Origin of the sequence: Streptomyces sp. NPDC046215 (genome assembly GCF_040646215.1) — a bacterium.
Taxonomy (GTDB): domain Bacteria; phylum Actinomycetota; class Actinomycetes; order Streptomycetales; family Streptomycetaceae; genus Streptomyces; species Streptomyces stramineus.
This window is the reverse complement of sequence record NZ_JBEYZW010000071.1, coordinates 1-17,002: the sequence shown is the minus strand read 5'-3', so window position 1 is coordinate 17,002 and position 17,002 is coordinate 1. Positions and strand designations below refer to the sequence as shown.

Here is a 17,002-nt window from a genome sequence, read left to right as displayed (position 1 = left end):
TGTGCCGATTTTCCCCGGGGGCCGGCCCCCCAGGCAGCCCGGCCCCGGCCGCCGTGGCGTCCCGGGCCCGGCCCGGCCCGCCGCCCGGCCGCCGGCCCGCCCCCGGCCCGGCTCCCAGGTCCTGCGGCTCGGCAGCCCGCGGCCCCGGCTGCGGCTGGTCGGCCTCGGCCTGACGATCGTGCTGCTGGTGTTCACGGTGCGGCTGCTCCAGGTGCAGGCCGTCGACGCCGAGGCGTACGCGGCCCGCGCCAACGTCAACCGCTACATCCCCGTCACCCTGGCCGCGGAGCGCGGGGCCATCACCGACCGCTCCGGCGTGGCCCTGGCCACCACCGTCGACGCCTACGACATCACGGCCGCGCCCGACCTGCTGACCCCCGAACGGATCAAGGCCGAGGGCGCCGCCCGGCAGGCCGCCGAGCTCCTCGCGCCCGTGCTCGACGAGCAGCCGGACGTGCTGGAGCGGAAGCTCACCGCCAACCCCGCGTCCAAGTACGTCGTCCTCGCCCGGCAGCAGACCCCCAAGGTCTGGAACCGGATCAAGGAGCTGAAGAAGGCGGCCGCCGACCGGGCGGCGAAGAAGCGCGGGGTGAACGTCCTCGCGGGCGTCAACAGCGAACCCCACAGCAAGCGCGTCTACCCCAACGGCGACCTGGCCGCCGGGATACTGGGCTTCGTCAACTCCGAGGGCCGCGGCGGCGGCGGCATCGAGGCCCAGCTCGACGCGGTCCTCGCCGGCCGCGACGGCAAGCTCGTCCGCGCCCAGTCCTTCGGCCGGCAGGTGCCCACCGGGGACGTCCAGGAGAAGCCCGCCGTGCCCGGCTCCACCGTCGAGCTGACCCTCGACCGCGACATCCAGTGGGCCGCCCAGAGCGCCATCACCCGGCAGGTGCGGGAGTCCGCCGCGGACCGCGGCTACGTCGTCGTCCAGGACACCCGCAGCGGGGAGATCCTGGCCATGGCCAACGCCCCCGGCTACGACCCCAACGACCTCGCCCACGCCGACAGCTCCGCCCTGGGCAACGCGGCCCTCCAGGACGCCTACGAGCCGGGCAGTGTCAGCAAGGTGATGACCATGGCGGCCGTCCTGGAAGAGGGCGCGGCGACCCCGGCCACGCACGTCGAGGTGCCCAACCGGCTGCCCCGCGCCGACCGTGCCTTCGCCGACGACGTCGACCACGCCACCTGGCACCTCACCCTCAACGGAGTGCTCGCCAAGTCCAGCAACATCGGCACGATCCTCGCCGCCGAACAACTGGGCAAGGACCAGCCCCAGGCCAACCGCGTCCTCCACTCCTACCTGCGGAAATTCGGCATCGGCGAGCCCACCGGCCTCGGCTTCCCCGGCGAGACGCCCGGCATCCTCGCCCCGCCGCAGAAGTGGAGCGCCTCCCAGCAGCACACCATCCCCTTCGGCCAGGGCCTCTCCCTGAACGCCGTGCAGGCCGCGTCCGTCTACTCCACCATCGCGGGCGGCGGCGAGCGGGTCCGGCCCACGCTGGTGCGCGGCACCAAGGGCCCCGACGGCCGCTTCACCCCCGCCCCGGCCCCGCCGCGGACCCGGGTGGTGAGCGAGGAGACCGCCAAGAGCCTCGCCACCATGCTGGAGTCCGTCGTCGACGACCGGGACGGCACCGGCACCAAGGCGAAGATCCCCGGCTACCGCGTCGCGGGGAAGACCGGCACGTCCAACCGGGTGGATCCGCGCACCGGCCGCTACCACGGCTACACCGCGTCCTTCGCCGGCTTCGCCCCCGCCGACCAGCCCCGGGTCACCGTCTACTGCGCCATCCAGAACCCCACCCGGGGCAGTTACTTCGGTGGCCAGATCTGCGGCCCCGTCTACAAGCAGGTGATGGAGTTCGCGCTGAAATCCCTCCAGGTGCCCCCGTCCGGCGCGCAGCCCCCGCGGCTGCCGGTCTCCTACGGCGACGAGTGAGCCGGGGCCGGCCGTGACGACGATCACGCCCGATCCGGGGAACCGCGGCCCGGCGGGCCCCTCGCTTCGCGACGGGGCGGGTGCGCCCGGTACGCTCACCGCCGTGCCACACGCTGATCAGTCCCAGACCGCCCCCGCCGCAGCGCCGGGAGCGCCCCGCCCCACCCAGGTCCGCCCCGCGCCCCTCGCGGAGCTGGCCGGTCAGCTGGGCATCACCGCGCCACGGGCCCCGCAGGAGGCCGCCGCCACCGGCATCACCCACGACTCCCGGGCCGTGCGGCCGGGCGACATCTACGCCGCCCTGCCCGGCGCCCGCTTCCACGGCGCGGACTTCTCCGCCCAGGCCGCGGGGCTCGGCGCCGTGGCCGTGCTGACCGACCCGGCGGGCGCCGAGCGCGCCGCCGCCACCGGCCTGCCCGTCCTCACCGTCGCCGACCCGCGCGCCCGGATGGGCGAGCTGGCGGCCACGATCTACGGGCACCCGGGCCGCGACCTGCTCCAGATCGGCATCACCGGCACCTCCGGCAAGACCACCACCGCCTACCTCATCGAGGGCGGTCTGAAGGCCGCCGCCGGGGAATCCGGGGGGCTGACGGGCCTGATCGGCACCGTCGAGTCCCGCATCGGCGACGAGCGGATCAAGTCCGAGCGCACCACCCCCGAGGCCACCGACCTGCAGGCGCTCTTCGCCGTCATGCGCGAGCGCGGCGTCGCCTCGGTCGCCATGGAGGTCTCCAGCCACGCCCTGGTGCTCGGCCGCGTCGACGGCTGCGTCTTCGACGTCGCCGTCTTCAACAACCTCAGCCCGGAGCACATGGAGTTCCACTCGGGCATGGAGGACTACTTCCAGGCCAAGGCCGAGCTCTTCACCAAGGCCCGCAGCCGCGTCGGCGTCGTGAACCTCGACGACGAGTACGGGCGCAGGCTCGCCGCCGGCGCGTCCGAGGTCCCGGTCACCACCTTCTCCGCCGAGGGCCACCCCGACGCCGACTGGCGCGCGGCGGACGTCGAGATCGGCCCGTTCGACTCGACCTTCACCGTCCTCGGCCCGAACGGCGAGAGCCTGCGGGCCAAGGCGCCGCTGGCCGGCCCGTTCAACGTCGCCAACGCCCTCGCCGCCATCACCTCCCTCGTCGTCGCCGGGATCGACCCGCAGACCGCCGCCGACGGCGTCGCGGCCGTCCCCGGCGTCCCGGGCCGGCTGGAGCGGGTGGACGCCGGCCAGCCCTATCTGGCCGTCGTCGACTACGCCCACAAGACCGACGCCGTCGAATCGGTTCTGCGCGCCCTGCGCAAGGTCACCGACGGCCGGATCCACGCCGTCCTCGGCTGCGGCGGCGACCGCGACACCACCAAGCGCGCCCCCATGGGCGCGGCCCTGGCCCGCCTCGCCGACACCGCCGTACTGACCTCCGACAACCCGCGCTCCGAGGACCCCCTCGCGATCCTCGCCACCATGCTCGCGGGCGCCGCCGAGGTACCCGCCCACGAGCGCGGCACCGTCCTCCTCGCGGAGGAGCGGGCCGACGCCATCGCCGCCGCCGTCGCCCGCGCCGAGCCCGGCGACACCGTCCTGGTCCTCGGCAAGGGCCATGAGCAGGGCCAGGACATCGCCGGGGTCGTACGCCCCTTCGACGACCGCCAGGTGCTGCGCGAAGCCGTCGAGGCCGCGCAGTCGCGTTCGTTGCCCACGCACCGGAACGACCAGGGATGACAGACCGCCATGCGCGCACAACCCTCCCCCCGGAAGCTCTCCCGAACGGCCGGAGGTGATTCCCGGTGATCGCCCTGACCCTCGCCGAGATCGCCGCCATCGTCGGCGGGCAGCAGCACGACATACCGGACCCGGGCCTCATCGCCGACGGCCCGGTCGTCATCGACTCCCGTGACGTGCGGCCCGGCAGCCTCTTCGCCGCGTTCGCCGGCGAACGCGTCGACGGCCACGACTACGCCGAGCGCGCCGTCGCCGCCGGCGCGGTCGCCGTCCTGGCCGACCGGCCCGTCGGCGTGCCCGCCATCGTCGTCGACGACGTCGTCGCCGCCCTCGGCGTCCTGGCGCGCGCCGTCGTCGACCGGCTCGGCACCACCGTCGTCGCGCTCACGGGCTCGGCCGGCAAGACCAGCACCAAGGACCTGATCGCCCAGCTCCTGGAGCGGCTCGGCCCCACCGTGTGGACCCCCGGTTCGCTGAACAACGAGATCGGCCTGCCGGTCACCGCCCTGCGCGCCGACGCCGGCACCCACACCCTCGTGCTCGAAATGGGAGCGCGCGGAATCGGCCACATTCACTACCTCACCGAGATCACCCCGCCGCGCGTCGGCCTCGTGCTCAACGTCGGCACCGCCCACGTCGGCGAGTTCGGCGGCCGGGAGCAGATCGCCGTCGCCAAGGGCGAGCTGGTCGAGGCCCTGCCGCCGGCCGACGCGGGCGGCGTGGCCGTCCTCAACGCCGACGACCCCCTCGTGCGCGCCATGAGCAGCCGCACCAAGGCCCGCATCGTCCTCTTCGGCGAGTCCGCGGACGCCGACGTCCGCGCCGAGAACGTCCGCCTCACCGCCGCCGGACAGCCCTCCTTCACGCTTCACACACCCACCGGGTGCGGCGACGTGACCATGCGGCTGTACGGTGAGCACCACGTGTCGAACGCGCTCGCCGCCGCCGCCGTCGCCCATGAGCTGGGCATGCCCGCGCACGAGATCGCCTCCGCGCTCTCCGCCGCGGGCCAGCTCTCCCGCTGGCGGATGGAGGTCACCGAGCGCGCGGACGGCGTGACGATCGTCAACGACGCCTACAACGCGAACCCCGAATCCATGAAAGCCGCGCTCCGCGCGCTGGCCGCCATGGGCGAAGCCGCCACGGCGAAGGGGGGCCGCACGTGGGCGGTGCTCGGTCGGATGGCCGAGCTCGGCGAGGAGTCACTCGCCGAGCACGACGCGGTCGGACGGCTCGCCGTCCGGCTCAACGTCAGCAAGCTCGTGGCAGTCGGGGACAAGGAAGCGGCCTGGCTGCGCATGGGCGCCTATAACGAGGGTTCGTGGGGTGAGGAGTCGGTGCACGTGTCCGACGCGCAGGCGGCGGTCGACCTGTTGCGCAGCGAGCTGCGCCCGGGTGACGTCGTGCTGGTGAAGGCGTCCAGGTCGGTCGGTCTGGAGTGGGTCGCGCAGCAGCTGCTCACGGGCGAGGGCGAGGTCTGACGCAGATGAACCAGATCCTCTTCGCCGGTGTCATCGGTCTCCTGCTGACCCTGATCGGCACCCCGCTGCTGATCAAGTTCCTGGCCCGCAAGGGCTACGGCCAGTTCATCCGGGACGACGGCCCGCGCGAGCACCACAGCAAGCGCGGTACGCCCACCATGGGCGGCATCGCCTTCATCCTGGCCACGCTCATCGCCTACGCGCTGACGAAGGTCATCACCAGCCACTCGCCGACCGTCTCCGGTCTGCTGGTGCTGTTCCTGATGGCCGGCATGGGCCTCGTCGGCTTCCTCGACGACTACATCAAGATCGTCAAGCAGCGGTCGCTGGGCCTGCGCGCCAAGGCCAAGATGGCCGGCCAGCTCATCGTCGGCATCGCCTTCGCGGTGCTCGCGCTGCAGTTCTCCGACACCCGCGGCCAGACCCCGGCCTCCACCAAGCTGTCCTTCACGCAGGACTTCGGCTGGTCCGTCGGCCCGGTCATCTTCGTGGTCTGGGCGCTGTTCATGATCCTCGCGATGTCGAACGGCGTGAACCTCACCGACGGTCTCGACGGCCTCGCCACCGGCGCCTCCGTGATGGTCTTCGGCGCCTACGTATTCATCGGCACCTGGCAGCACGGCCAGTCCTGCGGCAACCCGCTGACCGCCGGCGCCGCCTGCTACGAGGTCCGCGACCCGCTCGACCTCGCGGTCGTCGCCTCGGCCCTGATGGGCTCCTGCTTCGGCTTCCTGTGGTGGAACACCTCGCCCGCCAAGATCTTCATGGGCGACACCGGCTCGCTCGCCCTCGGCGGCGCCCTCGCGGGCCTCGCGATCTGCTCCCGCACCGAGTTGCTGATCGCCCTCCTCGGCGGCCTGTTCGTCCTCATCACGATGTCCGTCGTGATCCAGGTCGGCTCCTTCAAGCTGACCGGCAAGCGCGTCTTCAAGATGGCGCCGCTCCAGCACCACTTCGAACTCAAGGGGTGGAGCGAGGTCCTTGTGGTGGTCCGCTTCTGGATCATCCAGGGCCTGTGCGTCGCCGTCGGACTCGGCATCTTCTACACCGGATGGCTGGCCATCAAGTGAGCTTCACCGGCATGAACATCACCGTCGCCGGCCTCGGCGTGAGCGGCGTCAGCGCCGCCCGCGCCCTGGCCGGCCTCGGCGCACGGGTCACCGTCGTCGACGGCGGGGACAGCCCGGCGCTGCGCGAGCGCGCCACCCCCCTGGAGGCCGCGGGCGTCACCGTGCGCCTCGGCGACGCGGCGACCCTGCCCGCCGGCACGGAGCTGGTCGTCACCTCGCCCGGCTGGCAGCCCGGCAGCCCGCTCTTCGCCGCGGCCGCCGAGGCCGGCGTGGACGTGGTGGGTGACGTCGAGATCGCCTGGCGCCTGCGCGCCCTGCCCGGCGCGAGCGCCGCCCCCTGGCTCGCGGTCACCGGCACCAACGGCAAGACCACCACCGTGCAGATGCTCGCCTCCATCCTGGAGGCCGCCGGGCTGCGCACCGCCGCCGTCGGGAACATCGGCACCCCCATCATCGACGTCGTGCTCTCCGGCGAGCCCTACGACGTCCTCGCCGTCGAGCTCTCCAGCTACCAGCTGCACTGGGCGCCCTCGGTGCGCCCGCACTCCGCGGCCGTGCTCAACCTTGCGCCGGACCACCTCGACTGGCACGGGTCGATGCGCGCGTACGCCGTCGACAAGGGCCGCATCTTCGAGGGCAACCAGGTCGCCTGCGTCTACAACGCCGACGACCCGGCCACCGAGCGCCTGGTGGAGCAGGCCGACGTCGAGGAGGGCTGCCGCGCCATCGGCTTCACCCTGGGCGCCCCCGGCCTCTCCGAGCTCGGCGTCGTCGAGGGCCTCCTCGTCGACCGGGCCTTCGTGGCCGACCGGCGGACGAACGCCCAGGAGCTCGCCGAGACCTCCGACGTCACCCCCGCCGCCCCCCACAACATCGCCAACGCCCTCGCGGCCGCCGCCCTCGCCCGCGCCTTCGGCGTGGAGCCCGCGGCCGTCCGCGACGGCCTGCGCGCCTTCACCCCCGACGCGCACCGCATCGCCCACGTGGCCGACGTCGACGGCGTCGCCTACGTGGACGACTCCAAGGCCACCAACACCCACGCCGCCGAGGCGTCCCTGGCCGCCTACGAGTCGATCGTGTGGATCGCCGGCGGCCTCGCCAAGGGCGCCACCTTCGACGAGCTGGTGAAGAAGTCCGCGAAGCGGCTGCGCGGCGCCGTCCTCATCGGCGCCGACCGGGCCCTGATCGCTGAAGCCCTGGCGCGACACGCCGCCGATGTGCCGGTGGTGGACCTCGACCGGACGGACACTGGGGCGATGGCCGCGGCGGTCCGGGAAGCGGCACGGCTCGCCGGACCGGGGGACACCGTGCTGATGGCCCCGGCGTGCGCCTCGATGGATATGTTCGTCAACTACAACAAGCGCGGCGAGGCCTTCGCCGACGCGGTCCGGGCCCTCGCGGCCCCGGACCCGGGCTGCGCCGCGGACGAGTAGCCGCACGGTCCCCGTGGCGCGGGCGGGCGGCGCGGGACACCAGCGGAGGGAATCCCGGATGCACGCCGACCACACCGCGCGAGGCGGCGGCGCGGCCGCGCGGGGCCCGGTGCCCCGGGCCCTGCGCGGCCCCGCCGCCCGCTCCCGCCCCGCCCGCCCCGCCGCGGCCCGTGGGCGGGCCGCCACCGGCTCCGGGGGCCCCCGGGGTCCCCGGCCCCCCCGCGGCACCGTGCTGGGCGGCCTGCGGACGCTGCACCTGCGGGCCAAGCGCGCCTGGGACCGGCCGCTGACCGCCTACTACCTGGTGCTCGGCGGCTCCCTGCTGATCACCGTGCTCGGCCTGGTGATGGTCTACTCCGCCTCCCAGATCAAGGCCATGCAGAACGGCCTGCCGCCCAGCTTCTTCTTCCGCAAGCAGCTGCTGGCGGCCGCCATCGGCACCGTCCTGCTGCTCACGGCCGCCCGGATGCCCGTCAAGCTGCTGCGGGTCTTCGCCTATCCGGCGCTGGCCGGTTCGCTCTTCCTGCTCTGCCTGGTCCAGGTGCCCGGCATCGGCGAGACCATCAACGGCAACACCAACTGGATCTCCCTCGGCGGCCCCTTCCAGCTCCAGCCCAGCGAGTTCGCCAAGCTCGCGCTCGTCCTCTGGGGCGCCGACCTGCTGGCCCGCAAGCAGGCCAAGAGGCTGCTCACCCAGTGGAAGCACCTCCTGGTGCCGCTGGTGCCCGTCACCTTCGTCCTGCTCGGCCTGATCATGCTGGGCGGCGACATGGGCACCACCGTCGTCCTCACCGCGGTGCTGCTCGGGCTGCTGTGGGTGGCCGGCGCCCCCACCCGGCTGTTCGCGGGTGTGTTCGGCGTCACCGCCGTCCTCGCGTTCCTGTTCATCAAGACCAGCGCCAACCGCATGTCCCGCCTCGCCTGCATCGGCGCGACCGACCCCGGCACCAAAGACCAGTGCTGGCAGGCCGTGCACGGCATCTATGCTCTGGCCAATGGAGGATGGTTCGGCGCGGGCCTCGGAGCGAGTGTGGAGAAATGGGGCGAACTCCCCGAACCCCATACGGACTTCATCTTCGCCATCACCGGCGAGGAACTCGGTCTCGCGGGGACGCTGTCGGTACTCGCCCTCTTCGCGGCTCTAGGCTATGCGGGTATCCGCGTGGCCGGACGCACGGAGGATCCCTTCGTGAGGTATGCCGCGGGAGGTGTGACCACCTGGATCACGGCCCAGGCCGTGGTCAACATCGGTGCGGTGCTCGGCCTGCTGCCGATCGCCGGTGTCCCGCTCCCGCTGTTCTCCTACGGAGGGTCCGCCCTGCTGCCGACCATGTTCGCCATTGGGCTGCTGATCGCCTTCGCACGCGATGAACCCGGTGCGCGGGCTGCTCTGGCCATGCGGCAGCCTGGGGTGAGATGGAAGACGATGAGACGGCGCGTCAAGAAGCGACCGTCCGGAGAGCGGTGAATTTCGGTGCATGTCGTACTCGCCGGCGGGGGGACCGCCGGCCACATCGAGCCCGCGCTCGCCCTCGCGGACGCCCTGCGCAGGCAGGACCCGACCGTGGGGATCACGGCGCTCGGCACGGAGCGGGGTCTGGAGACCCGCCTGGTGCCCGAGCGGGGCTATGAACTGGGGCTGATCCCCGCCGTGCCCCTGCCCCGCAAGCCCACCCCCGAGCTGATCACCGTTCCGGGGCGGCTGCGCGGCACCATCAAGGCCGCCGAGCAGATCCTGGAGCGCACCAAGGCCGACTGCGTCGTCGGCTTCGGCGGCTACGTGGCCCTGCCCGGCTACCTGGCCGCCAAGCGGCTCGGCGTGCCGATCATCGTGCACGAGGCCAACGCCCGCCCCGGCCTCGCCAACAAGATCGGCTCGCGCTACGCCGCGTCCGTCGCGGTGTCCACCCCGGACAGCAAGCTGCGCAACGCCCGCTACGTCGGGATCCCGCTGCGCCGCACCATCGCCACCCTCGACCGGGCCGCGGTCCGCTACGAGGCCCGGGCGTACTTCGGCCTGGAGCCGAACGTGCCGACGCTGCTGGTCTCCGGCGGCTCCCAGGGCGCGCGCCGGCTGAACGAGGTCATCCAGGCCGTCGCGCCGATGCTCCAGCGCTCCGGAATCCAGATCCTGCACGCGGTCGGCCCCAAGAACGACCTGCCGCATGTGGACAACATGCCCGGAATGCCCCCCTATGTACCGGTACCGTACGTGGACCGGATGGACCTCGCGTACGCCGCGGCGGACATGATGCTCTGCCGCGCGGGCGCGATGACCGTCGCCGAGCTGTCCGCCGTCGGGCTGCCGGCCGCCTACGTCCCGCTGCCCATCGGCAACGGCGAACAGCGGCTCAACGCCCAGCCGGTGGTCAAGGCGGGCGGCGGCCTGCTGGTGGACGACGCCGAACTGAGCCCCGAGTGGCTGCAGAGCCAGGTGCTCCCGGTGCTCGCCGACCCGCACCGGCTGTACGAGATGTCCCGGGCGGCCTCGGAGTTCGGGCGCCGCGACGCCGACGAGCTGCTCGTCGGCATGGTGTACGAGGCGATTGCCGCACGCAGAGCGGGCTGAGGTGCCCGTAGGAGCTGGAGGCTAGGGGAGCGTGGCCGGACCGACGACCGCACAGCGGGGTGGCTCGAAGAGCAAGAACTCGAAGAGCAGGAACGCCAAGAGCGCGGCGCGGTCCGGCCCCTCCCGGCCGGGCAAGGGCCCCTCCCGCCCGGGGCCCCGGCTGCGCTTCCGGCTGCCCCGCAGGCGCCGGCTCGTGCTGTGGTCGGCCCTCCTCCTGCTCCTCGGCGGGGCCGCCGGCTGGGCGCTCTACGGCTCCTCCTGGCTCCGCGCCACCGGCGTGGAGGTCTCCGGCACCCGCGTCCTGACGGCCGATGAGGTGCGCAAGGCGGCCGAGGTCCCCTTCGGTGAACCCCTGATCTCGGTGGACACCGACGCCATCGGGGCCCGGCTGCGGGAGCGGCTGCCGAGGATCGAGACGGTGGCCGTGGAACGGTCGTGGCCGCACGGAATCCGACTCGAAGTGGTCGAGCGGCAGCCCCGGGCCATCGTCGAAAAGGGCGGGAAATTTATCGAAATCGACGGTTCCGGCGTGCGCTTCGCCACAGTCGAACGCCCGCCCAAGGGAGTGCCGAGGCTGGAGCTGGAGGCGGCGGACTCGCCGAGCCTGCGCCGGTTCGGACTCCAGCGCCTGGAGCGCGAGGCCGTTCGAGTGGCGGAGGCACTGCCCGAGGTGGTCCGTACGGACACCCGCGTCATCCGCGTGCGCTCGTACGACTCCATCACCCTGGAGCTGACGGGCGGTCGGACGGTGGTCTGGGGGAGTGGTGAGCGGGGCGAGGCGAAAGCCCGTACGCTCACGGCATTGCTGAAAGCGGCGCGGGGTGCCGACCACTTCGACGTGAGCGCACCCAGTGCTCCGGCGGCGTCGGGGAGTTGACGCGCGGCGCGGCCTGCCACCACCCTGGCTGGCTACGGCTATGGGTGATCACATAGGGTGAAAAGAAAAACGGGAGGTTCGGCGTGTTCGTTGAACGCGCGCCACTTGTCGACTTAGTGTCCTGTTCGGAGAACCCCAGCGAACAGCGGCACCGGTAACCCTAAACTTCAAGTTGAGGGTTCGGGTCGGCATTCAGAACCGTCCCCCAGGCATACGTAACTCGAGGCGAGAGGCCTTCGACGTGGCAGCACCGCAGAACTACCTCGCAGTCATCAAGGTCGTCGGCATCGGCGGCGGTGGCGTGAACGCCATCAACCGGATGATCGAGGTCGGTCTCAAGGGCGTCGAGTTCATCGCGATCAACACCGATGCACAGGCCCTGCTGATGAGCGACGCCGACGTCAAGCTCGACGTCGGCCGCGAGCTCACCCGCGGCCTCGGCGCCGGCGCCAACCCCGATGTCGGCCGCAAGGCGGCCGAGGACCACCGCGAGGAGATCGAGGAGGTCCTCAAGGGGGCCGACATGGTCTTCGTCACCGCGGGCGAGGGCGGCGGCACCGGCACCGGTGGCGCCCCCGTCGTCGCCAACATCGCCCGCTCGCTGGGCGCCCTGACGATCGGTGTGGTCACCCGGCCGTTCACCTTCGAGGGCCGCCGCCGGGCGAACCAGGCGGAAGACGGCATCGCGGGTCTGCGCGACGAGGTCGACACCCTCATCGTGATTCCCAATGACCGACTGCTGTCCATCTCGGACCGTCAGGTGAGCGTGCTCGACGCGTTCAAGTCCGCGGACCAGGTACTGCTGTCGGGCGTCCAGGGCATCACCGACCTGATCACCACCCCGGGCCTGATCAACCTCGACTTCGCGGACGTCAAGTCCGTGATGTCCGAGGCGGGCTCGGCCCTCATGGGCATCGGCTCGGCCCGCGGCGACGACCGCGCGGTGGCCGCGGCCGAGATGGCCATCTCCTCCCCGCTCCTGGAGGCGTCGATCGACGGCGCCCGGGGCGTGCTGCTCTCCATCTCCGGCGGCTCCGACCTCGGTCTCTTCGAGATCAACGAGGCCGCGCAGCTGGTCAGCGAGGCCGCGCACCCCGAGGCCAACATCATCTTCGGTGCCGTCATCGACGACGCCCTCGGTGACGAGGTCCGGGTCACGGTCATCGCCGCCGGCTTCGACGGCGGCCAGCCGCCGGCCAAGGGCAGCCGCGACAAGGTCCTCGGCTCCTCCTACGGCGGTCGCGAGGAGAGTGCCCCGGCCTCGGCCGCCCCGACCCGGCCGGCCCCGGCCGAGCCGTCCCGCTCCTCTTTCGGGGGACTGGGCGGCGTCACGCCGCGCACCGAGGAGCCCTCGGTCGAGACCAGCCCGGTCAACGAGCTCCCGCCGCCCCCGGTCGCCTCGCCGCAGGTCCCGCCGGCCCGCCCGTACCAGGACTCGACCGCCGAGGAACTGGACGTGCCGGACTTCCTCAAGTAGCACCCGCGAACAGTGAGCGGCCCAACAGTGATAGGGCAACAGCACGCAGTGACACCTGAAGCTGTGACATCTGAAAAGCACGCGAGCGGCGCGCACTTCGCCTTCACCGACAGGTGGGGCGGGGTGAGCGCCGCTCCGTATGACGAGCTCAATCTGGGCGGCGCCGTCGGCGACGACCCCGCGGCCGTCCGGGCCAACCGCGAGCGGGTGGCCGTCTCGCTCGGCCTGGACCCGGCGGCGGTCGTCTGGATGAACCAGGTGCACGGCCGGGACGTGGCCGTGGTCGACGGCCCGTGGGACCCCGCCGCCGCGCCCGGGGAGATCCCGGCGGTCGACGCGGTGGTGACGACCCGCCGGGGACTCGCCCTCGCGGTCCTGACCGCGGACTGCACCCCCGTCCTGCTCGCCGACCCGGTCGCCGGGGTGGCGGGCGCGGCCCACGCGGGCCGCCCGGGCCTGGTCGCCGGCGTCGTCCCCGCCACCGTCGAGGCGATGACCGCGCTCGGCGCCGACCCCGCCCGGATCGTCGCCCGCATCGGCCCCTCGGTCTGCGGCCTCTGCTACGAAGTGCCCGAGCAGATGCGCGCCGATGTCGCCGAGGTCGTCCCCGAGGCGTGGGCGACCACCCGTCAGGGGACCCCGGCCGTCGACGTCGCCGCCGGGGTGCGGGCCCAGCTGGCCCGGCTCGGCGTGGAGATCAGCGGACAATCTCACATTTGCACGCTGGAATCGACGGACCACTTCTCTTACCGGCGCGAGCGCACCACGGGGCGGCTTGCGAGTTATGTCTGGCTCGGGGACCTCCCCGGAAGCAGCGCGGGGAAGGCGGAGCGGTGACGGACCGCAAGACGGAACTGGCCCGGAACCTGGCGCGCGTGGAGGAACGTATCTTCAGCGCCTGCGCCGCCGCCGGCCGGGAGCGGGAAGAAGTGACGCTCATCGTCGTCACCAAGACCTACCCCGCAAGTGATGTCCGCCTCCTCGCCGAACTCGGCGTCCGGCACGTCGCGGAGAACCGGGACCAGGACGCGGCGCCCAAGGCGGCCGAGTGCTCCGATTTGCCGCTTACCTGGCACTTCGTCGGACAATTGCAGACGAACAAGGTCCGCTCCGTGGCGAGTTATGCCGATGTGGTGCACTCGGTCGACCGGGTCCGACTGGTCACCGCCCTGTCCGCGGCGGCCGTCCGCGCCGGGCGTCAGCTCGACTGCCTGGTCCAGGTGGCTCTTGACGCCGAGTCGGGAAACCGCGGGGAGCGCGGCGGCGTCTCTCCCGACGGGGTCGCCGAACTGGCCGCGGCCCTGGACGCCGCCGAAGGGGTGCGCGCCGCCGGGGTGATGACGGTCGCTCCGCTGGCGGGCCCCTTCGCGGGGCGGCCGCGGGCGGCGTTCGACCGGCTGAAGGAAATCTCAACGGGCCTGCGCGCGGCCCATCCTGCTGCGAACATGGTGTCAGCAGGGATGAGCGCGGACCTGGATGACGCCGTGGCCGCCGGGGCGACACATGTACGTGTCGGATCGGCGGTGCTCGGAGTCCGACCCAGGCTCGGGTAACGTCGCCAAGAAGTCGGACCACAGCAGAAAATATGGTCATTCCCGTCAAAAGACGGACAGACCAAGTGGATCCAAGGCGCCGTTGACGGAGCCGATCCACCACAGAGCGGAGGACGCAGAGAATGGCCGGCGCGATGCGCAAGATGGCGGTCTACCTCGGCCTCGTGGAGGACGATGGGTACGACGGCCCGGGCTTTGACCCCGACGACGAGTTCGAGCCCGAGCCTGAGCCCGACCGACGCAGGCAGCAGCATCAGTCCCAACAGACGCAACCGGACGAACCGGTTCGAGTCGCCCAGCCGCCTGCCCAGCGCGAACCCGCTCCGCTCGTAGCGGAAACGGGACGACCCGCCCGAATCGCCCCCGTGGCGTCCATCACACCCGAACGCCACTCTCTGGAGAAGAACGCACCGGTGATCATGCCCAAGGTTGTGTCCGAGCGGGAGCCTTACCGCATCACGACATTGCACCCCCGGACCTACAACGAGGCCCGTACCATCGGGGAACACTTCCGCGAAGGCACCCCGGTGATCATGAACCTGACGGAGATGGACGACACGGACGCGAAGCGTCTGGTCGACTTCGCCGCCGGTCTCGTCTTCGGTCTTCACGGGAGCATCGAGCGGGTGACGCAGAAGGTGTTCCTGCTGTCTCCTGCTAACGTCGATGTCACGGCGGAGGACAAGGCCCGCATCGCAGAGGGCGGGTTCTTCAATCAGAGCTGAGACGCAATACCGGGCAATGCCGGATGAATGACGGTCTAACAGGCCGGGTACGAGCAAGGGGAGAGGGAAGCGCGAGATGGGCATCGCACTGCAGGTGATCTACATCGCGCTGTACTGTTTCCTGTTCGTTCTGATTTTCCGGCTGGTGATGGATTACGTCTTCCAGTTCGCTCGCTCATGGCAACCCGGCAAGGCGATGGTGGTCGTCCTGGAGGCGACCTACACTGTCACCGATCCGCCACTCAAGCTTCTGCGGCGGTTCATTCCGCCGCTGCGTCTCGGGGGCGTGGCGCTCGACCTGTCCTTCTTCGTACTGATGATCATCGTCTACATCCTGATCACCGTCGTGAGCCGGCTGTGAACGCGGCTGTGAACGATACGGTCTTGCCGATTGCCGACGACTACGTTGAGGTGAAGAAGAGATGCCGTTGACCCCCGAGGACGTGCGGAACAAGCAGTTCACGACCGTCCGTCTCCGAGAAGGCTATGACGAGGACGAGGTCGATGCCTTTCTCGACGAGGTCGAGGCCGAACTGACGAAACTGCTGCGCGAGAACGAGGACCTGCGCGCCAAGCTGGCCGCCGCCACGCGCGCCGCCGCGCAGAACCAGCAGCAGGGAATGCGCAAGCCCGAGCAGCAGGACCAACGACCAGGCGCGCCGGTGCCCGCCGCCATATCCGGACCGCAGCCGGTGCCGCAGCAGCAGCAAATGGGCGGGCCGCCCCAACTGCCGGGCGGCGCCCCGCAGCTTCCGGCCGGCCCCGGCGGTCACGGCCATGGTCCGCAGGGTCCGCACGGCCCCGGCCCGATGGGACAGAACGGTCCTATGGGTCAGAACGGGCCGATGGGTGGCCCCATGGGCGGCCCCATGGGACAGAACGGTCCGATGGGTCAGAACGGCATGGGTCAGGGCCAGATGGGACAGAACGGTCCCATGGGTCAGAACGGCATGGGCCAGAACGGTCCGATGGGCGGGCCCGGCCCGCAGCTGCCGCAGCCGGGTCAGGGTCCGGGCGGTGACAGCGCCGCCCGCGTGCTGTCGCTGGCTCAGCAGACCGCTGACCAGGCGATCGCGGAGGCCCGTTCCGAGGCCAACAAGATCGTCGGCGAGGCCCGCAGCCGCGCCGAGGGTCTGGAGCGGGACGCCCGCGCAAAGGCCGACGCCCTGGAGCGGGACGCGCAGGAGAAGCACCGCGTGGCGATGGGCTCGCTGGAGTCCGCCCGCGCCACGCTGGAGCGCAAGGTCGAGGACCTGCGCGGCTTCGAGCGCGAGTACCGCACCCGCCTGAAGTCCTACCTGGAGAGCCAGCTGCGCCAGCTGGAGAACCAGGCGGACGACTCGCTGGCCCCGCCGCGCAACCCCAACACCCCGTCGCTGCCCGCGGCCCCCTCCATGAGCGGGTCCATGGCTCCGGCCGGTGCGGGAATGGGCGGTCACAGCATGGGGGGCAACCCGTCCATGGGCGGTAACTCCTCCATGGGTGGTCACAGCAGCGGTGCCCCGTCGTACGGCGGTCAGCAGCAGATGTCCCCGGCGATGACGCAGCCGATGGCGCCGGTGCGGCCGCAGGGCCAGCAGCCGATGCAGCAGGCTCCGTCCCCGATGCGGGGCTTCCTGATCGACGAGGACGACAACTAGTCGCGGCTGGTCGCGGCGCGAGCCGTCGGCAATCAACGGGCCGGGCCCGGGACTGATGTCCCGGGCCCGGCCCGTTTTCTGTGTCTGTACCCGCTCGGGGGCTTCCCCCGGAGCCCGCGGGGCCCCGGCCGGCCCGTGCGCCGCTCGTGCGGAGGGGGTCGGGGACGTCGGGGCCGTGGGTGTTCGCACGCGGTGCCGCGGGGCAAAACGAACCGGCCCCCCCCGCGGCCCCGGCCGGCCGGGGCGGGGGGGGGGGCGGGGGCGGGGGGGGTGGCGGGCGCGGGATCCCGCGCGTGGTGCCGCGGGGACGGAACGGCCCGGCAGCCCGGGGCCCGTTCCGGCCGCTCGCGCGGGGTCGGGGACGTCGGGACCGCGAGTGCCCGCACGCGGTGCCGCGGAGCAAAACGGCCCGGCCGCCCGGGCCCCGGTCAGCCCGCGTCGGCGTCGCGCGGGGCCGGGACTGCCGTCCCGCGGGCACATAATACACGCCCGTTCGGAACAGCACAACTCTGATAACCAGTGAC

At 72.2% G+C, this 17,002-nt stretch carries 14 protein-coding genes; all 14 read left to right on the top strand.

What is annotated here, in order from left to right; all coding sequences use genetic code 11:
- Position 1 precedes the first annotated feature (1 nt).
- Entirely contained in the window at positions 2–1,939 is a 1,938-nt protein-coding gene (locus ABZ951_RS25585; protein WP_361280773.1) for a penicillin-binding protein 2, read from the top strand.
- 13 nt (positions 1,940–1,952) lie between these two features.
- The gene (locus ABZ951_RS25580) at positions 1,953–3,653 is read left to right on the top strand and encodes a UDP-N-acetylmuramoyl-L-alanyl-D-glutamate--2,6-diaminopimelate ligase (protein WP_344097995.1); all 1,701 of its coding nucleotides are present in this window, start codon (positions 1,953–1,955) and stop codon (positions 3,651–3,653) included.
- 65 nt (positions 3,654–3,718) lie between these two features.
- The gene (gene murF, locus ABZ951_RS25575; protein ID WP_344097997.1) at positions 3,719–5,134 is read left to right on the top strand and encodes a UDP-N-acetylmuramoyl-tripeptide--D-alanyl-D-alanine ligase; all 1,416 of its coding nucleotides are present in this window, start codon (positions 3,719–3,721) and stop codon (positions 5,132–5,134) included.
- Positions 5,135–5,139: 5 nt separating this feature from the next.
- On the top strand, positions 5,140–6,204 hold the full coding sequence (gene mraY, locus ABZ951_RS25570; RefSeq protein WP_344097998.1) for a phospho-N-acetylmuramoyl-pentapeptide-transferase: 1,065 nt from the start codon (positions 5,140–5,142) through the stop codon (positions 6,202–6,204).
- Positions 6,186–7,637, top strand: a complete 1,452-nt coding sequence (gene murD / locus ABZ951_RS25565) for a UDP-N-acetylmuramoyl-L-alanine--D-glutamate ligase (RefSeq protein WP_344097999.1) — start codon at positions 6,186–6,188, stop codon at positions 7,635–7,637. The genes mraY and murD overlap by 19 nt, the downstream gene beginning before the upstream one ends.
- 58 nt (positions 7,638–7,695) lie before the next feature.
- Positions 7,696–9,105 (top strand): putative lipid II flippase FtsW, encoded by a 1,410-nt coding sequence (gene ftsW / locus ABZ951_RS25560; RefSeq protein ID WP_361280770.1) that lies wholly within the window; start codon positions 7,696–7,698, stop codon positions 9,103–9,105.
- Between the two features lie 6 nt (positions 9,106–9,111).
- Positions 9,112–10,206: an undecaprenyldiphospho-muramoylpentapeptide beta-N-acetylglucosaminyltransferase gene (murG, locus tag ABZ951_RS25555; RefSeq protein WP_344097910.1), complete on the top strand. Its 1,095-nt coding sequence runs from the start codon at positions 9,112–9,114 to the stop codon at positions 10,204–10,206.
- A gap of 31 nt (positions 10,207–10,237) precedes the next feature.
- A complete protein-coding gene (locus ABZ951_RS25550; protein ID WP_344097909.1) occupies positions 10,238–11,083 on the top strand; it encodes an FtsQ-type POTRA domain-containing protein in 846 nt (281 codons plus the stop codon).
- Between the two features lie 241 nt (positions 11,084–11,324).
- Positions 11,325–12,560, top strand: coding sequence for a cell division protein FtsZ (ftsZ, locus tag ABZ951_RS25545; RefSeq protein ID WP_344097908.1), 1,236 nt, complete (start codon positions 11,325–11,327; stop codon positions 12,558–12,560).
- 63 nt (positions 12,561–12,623) lie between these two features.
- Positions 12,624–13,397, top strand: coding sequence for a peptidoglycan editing factor PgeF (gene pgeF / locus ABZ951_RS25540; RefSeq protein WP_344097907.1), 774 nt, complete (start codon positions 12,624–12,626; stop codon positions 13,395–13,397).
- Positions 13,394–14,113, top strand: a complete 720-nt coding sequence (locus ABZ951_RS25535; RefSeq protein WP_344097906.1) for a YggS family pyridoxal phosphate-dependent enzyme — start codon at positions 13,394–13,396, stop codon at positions 14,111–14,113. The genes pgeF and ABZ951_RS25535 overlap by 4 nt, the downstream gene beginning before the upstream one ends.
- A gap of 122 nt (positions 14,114–14,235) precedes the next feature.
- A complete protein-coding gene (sepF, locus tag ABZ951_RS25530) occupies positions 14,236–14,838 on the top strand; it encodes a cell division protein SepF (protein WP_087928499.1) in 603 nt (200 codons plus the stop codon).
- 76 nt (positions 14,839–14,914) lie between these two features.
- On the top strand, positions 14,915–15,199 hold the full coding sequence (locus tag ABZ951_RS25525; protein ID WP_344097905.1) for a YggT family protein: 285 nt from the start codon (positions 14,915–14,917) through the stop codon (positions 15,197–15,199).
- A gap of 61 nt (positions 15,200–15,260) precedes the next feature.
- Complete coding sequence (locus ABZ951_RS25520) at positions 15,261–16,478, top strand: DivIVA domain-containing protein (protein ID WP_344097904.1); 1,218 nt, start codon at positions 15,261–15,263, stop codon at positions 16,476–16,478.
- Positions 16,479–17,002 lie beyond the last annotated feature (524 nt).

Bases quoted from the DNA above. Each gene is read 5' to 3' on its own strand.
- mraY (WP_344097998.1), top strand. From the start codon at position 5,140: ATGAACCAGATCCTCTTCGCCGGTGTCATCGGTCTCCTGCTGACCCTG.
- murD (WP_344097999.1), top strand. From the start codon at position 6,186: ATGGCTGGCCATCAAGTGAGCTTCACCGGCATGAACATCACCGTCGCC.
- ftsW (WP_361280770.1), top strand. From the start codon at position 7,696: ATGCACGCCGACCACACCGCGCGAGGCGGCGGCGCGGCCGCGCGGGGC.
- sepF (WP_087928499.1), top strand. From the start codon at position 14,236: ATGGCCGGCGCGATGCGCAAGATGGCGGTCTACCTCGGCCTCGTGGAG.
- ABZ951_RS25525 (WP_344097905.1), top strand. From the start codon at position 14,915: ATGGGCATCGCACTGCAGGTGATCTACATCGCGCTGTACTGTTTCCTG.
- ABZ951_RS25520 (WP_344097904.1), top strand. From the start codon at position 15,261: ATGCCGTTGACCCCCGAGGACGTGCGGAACAAGCAGTTCACGACCGTC.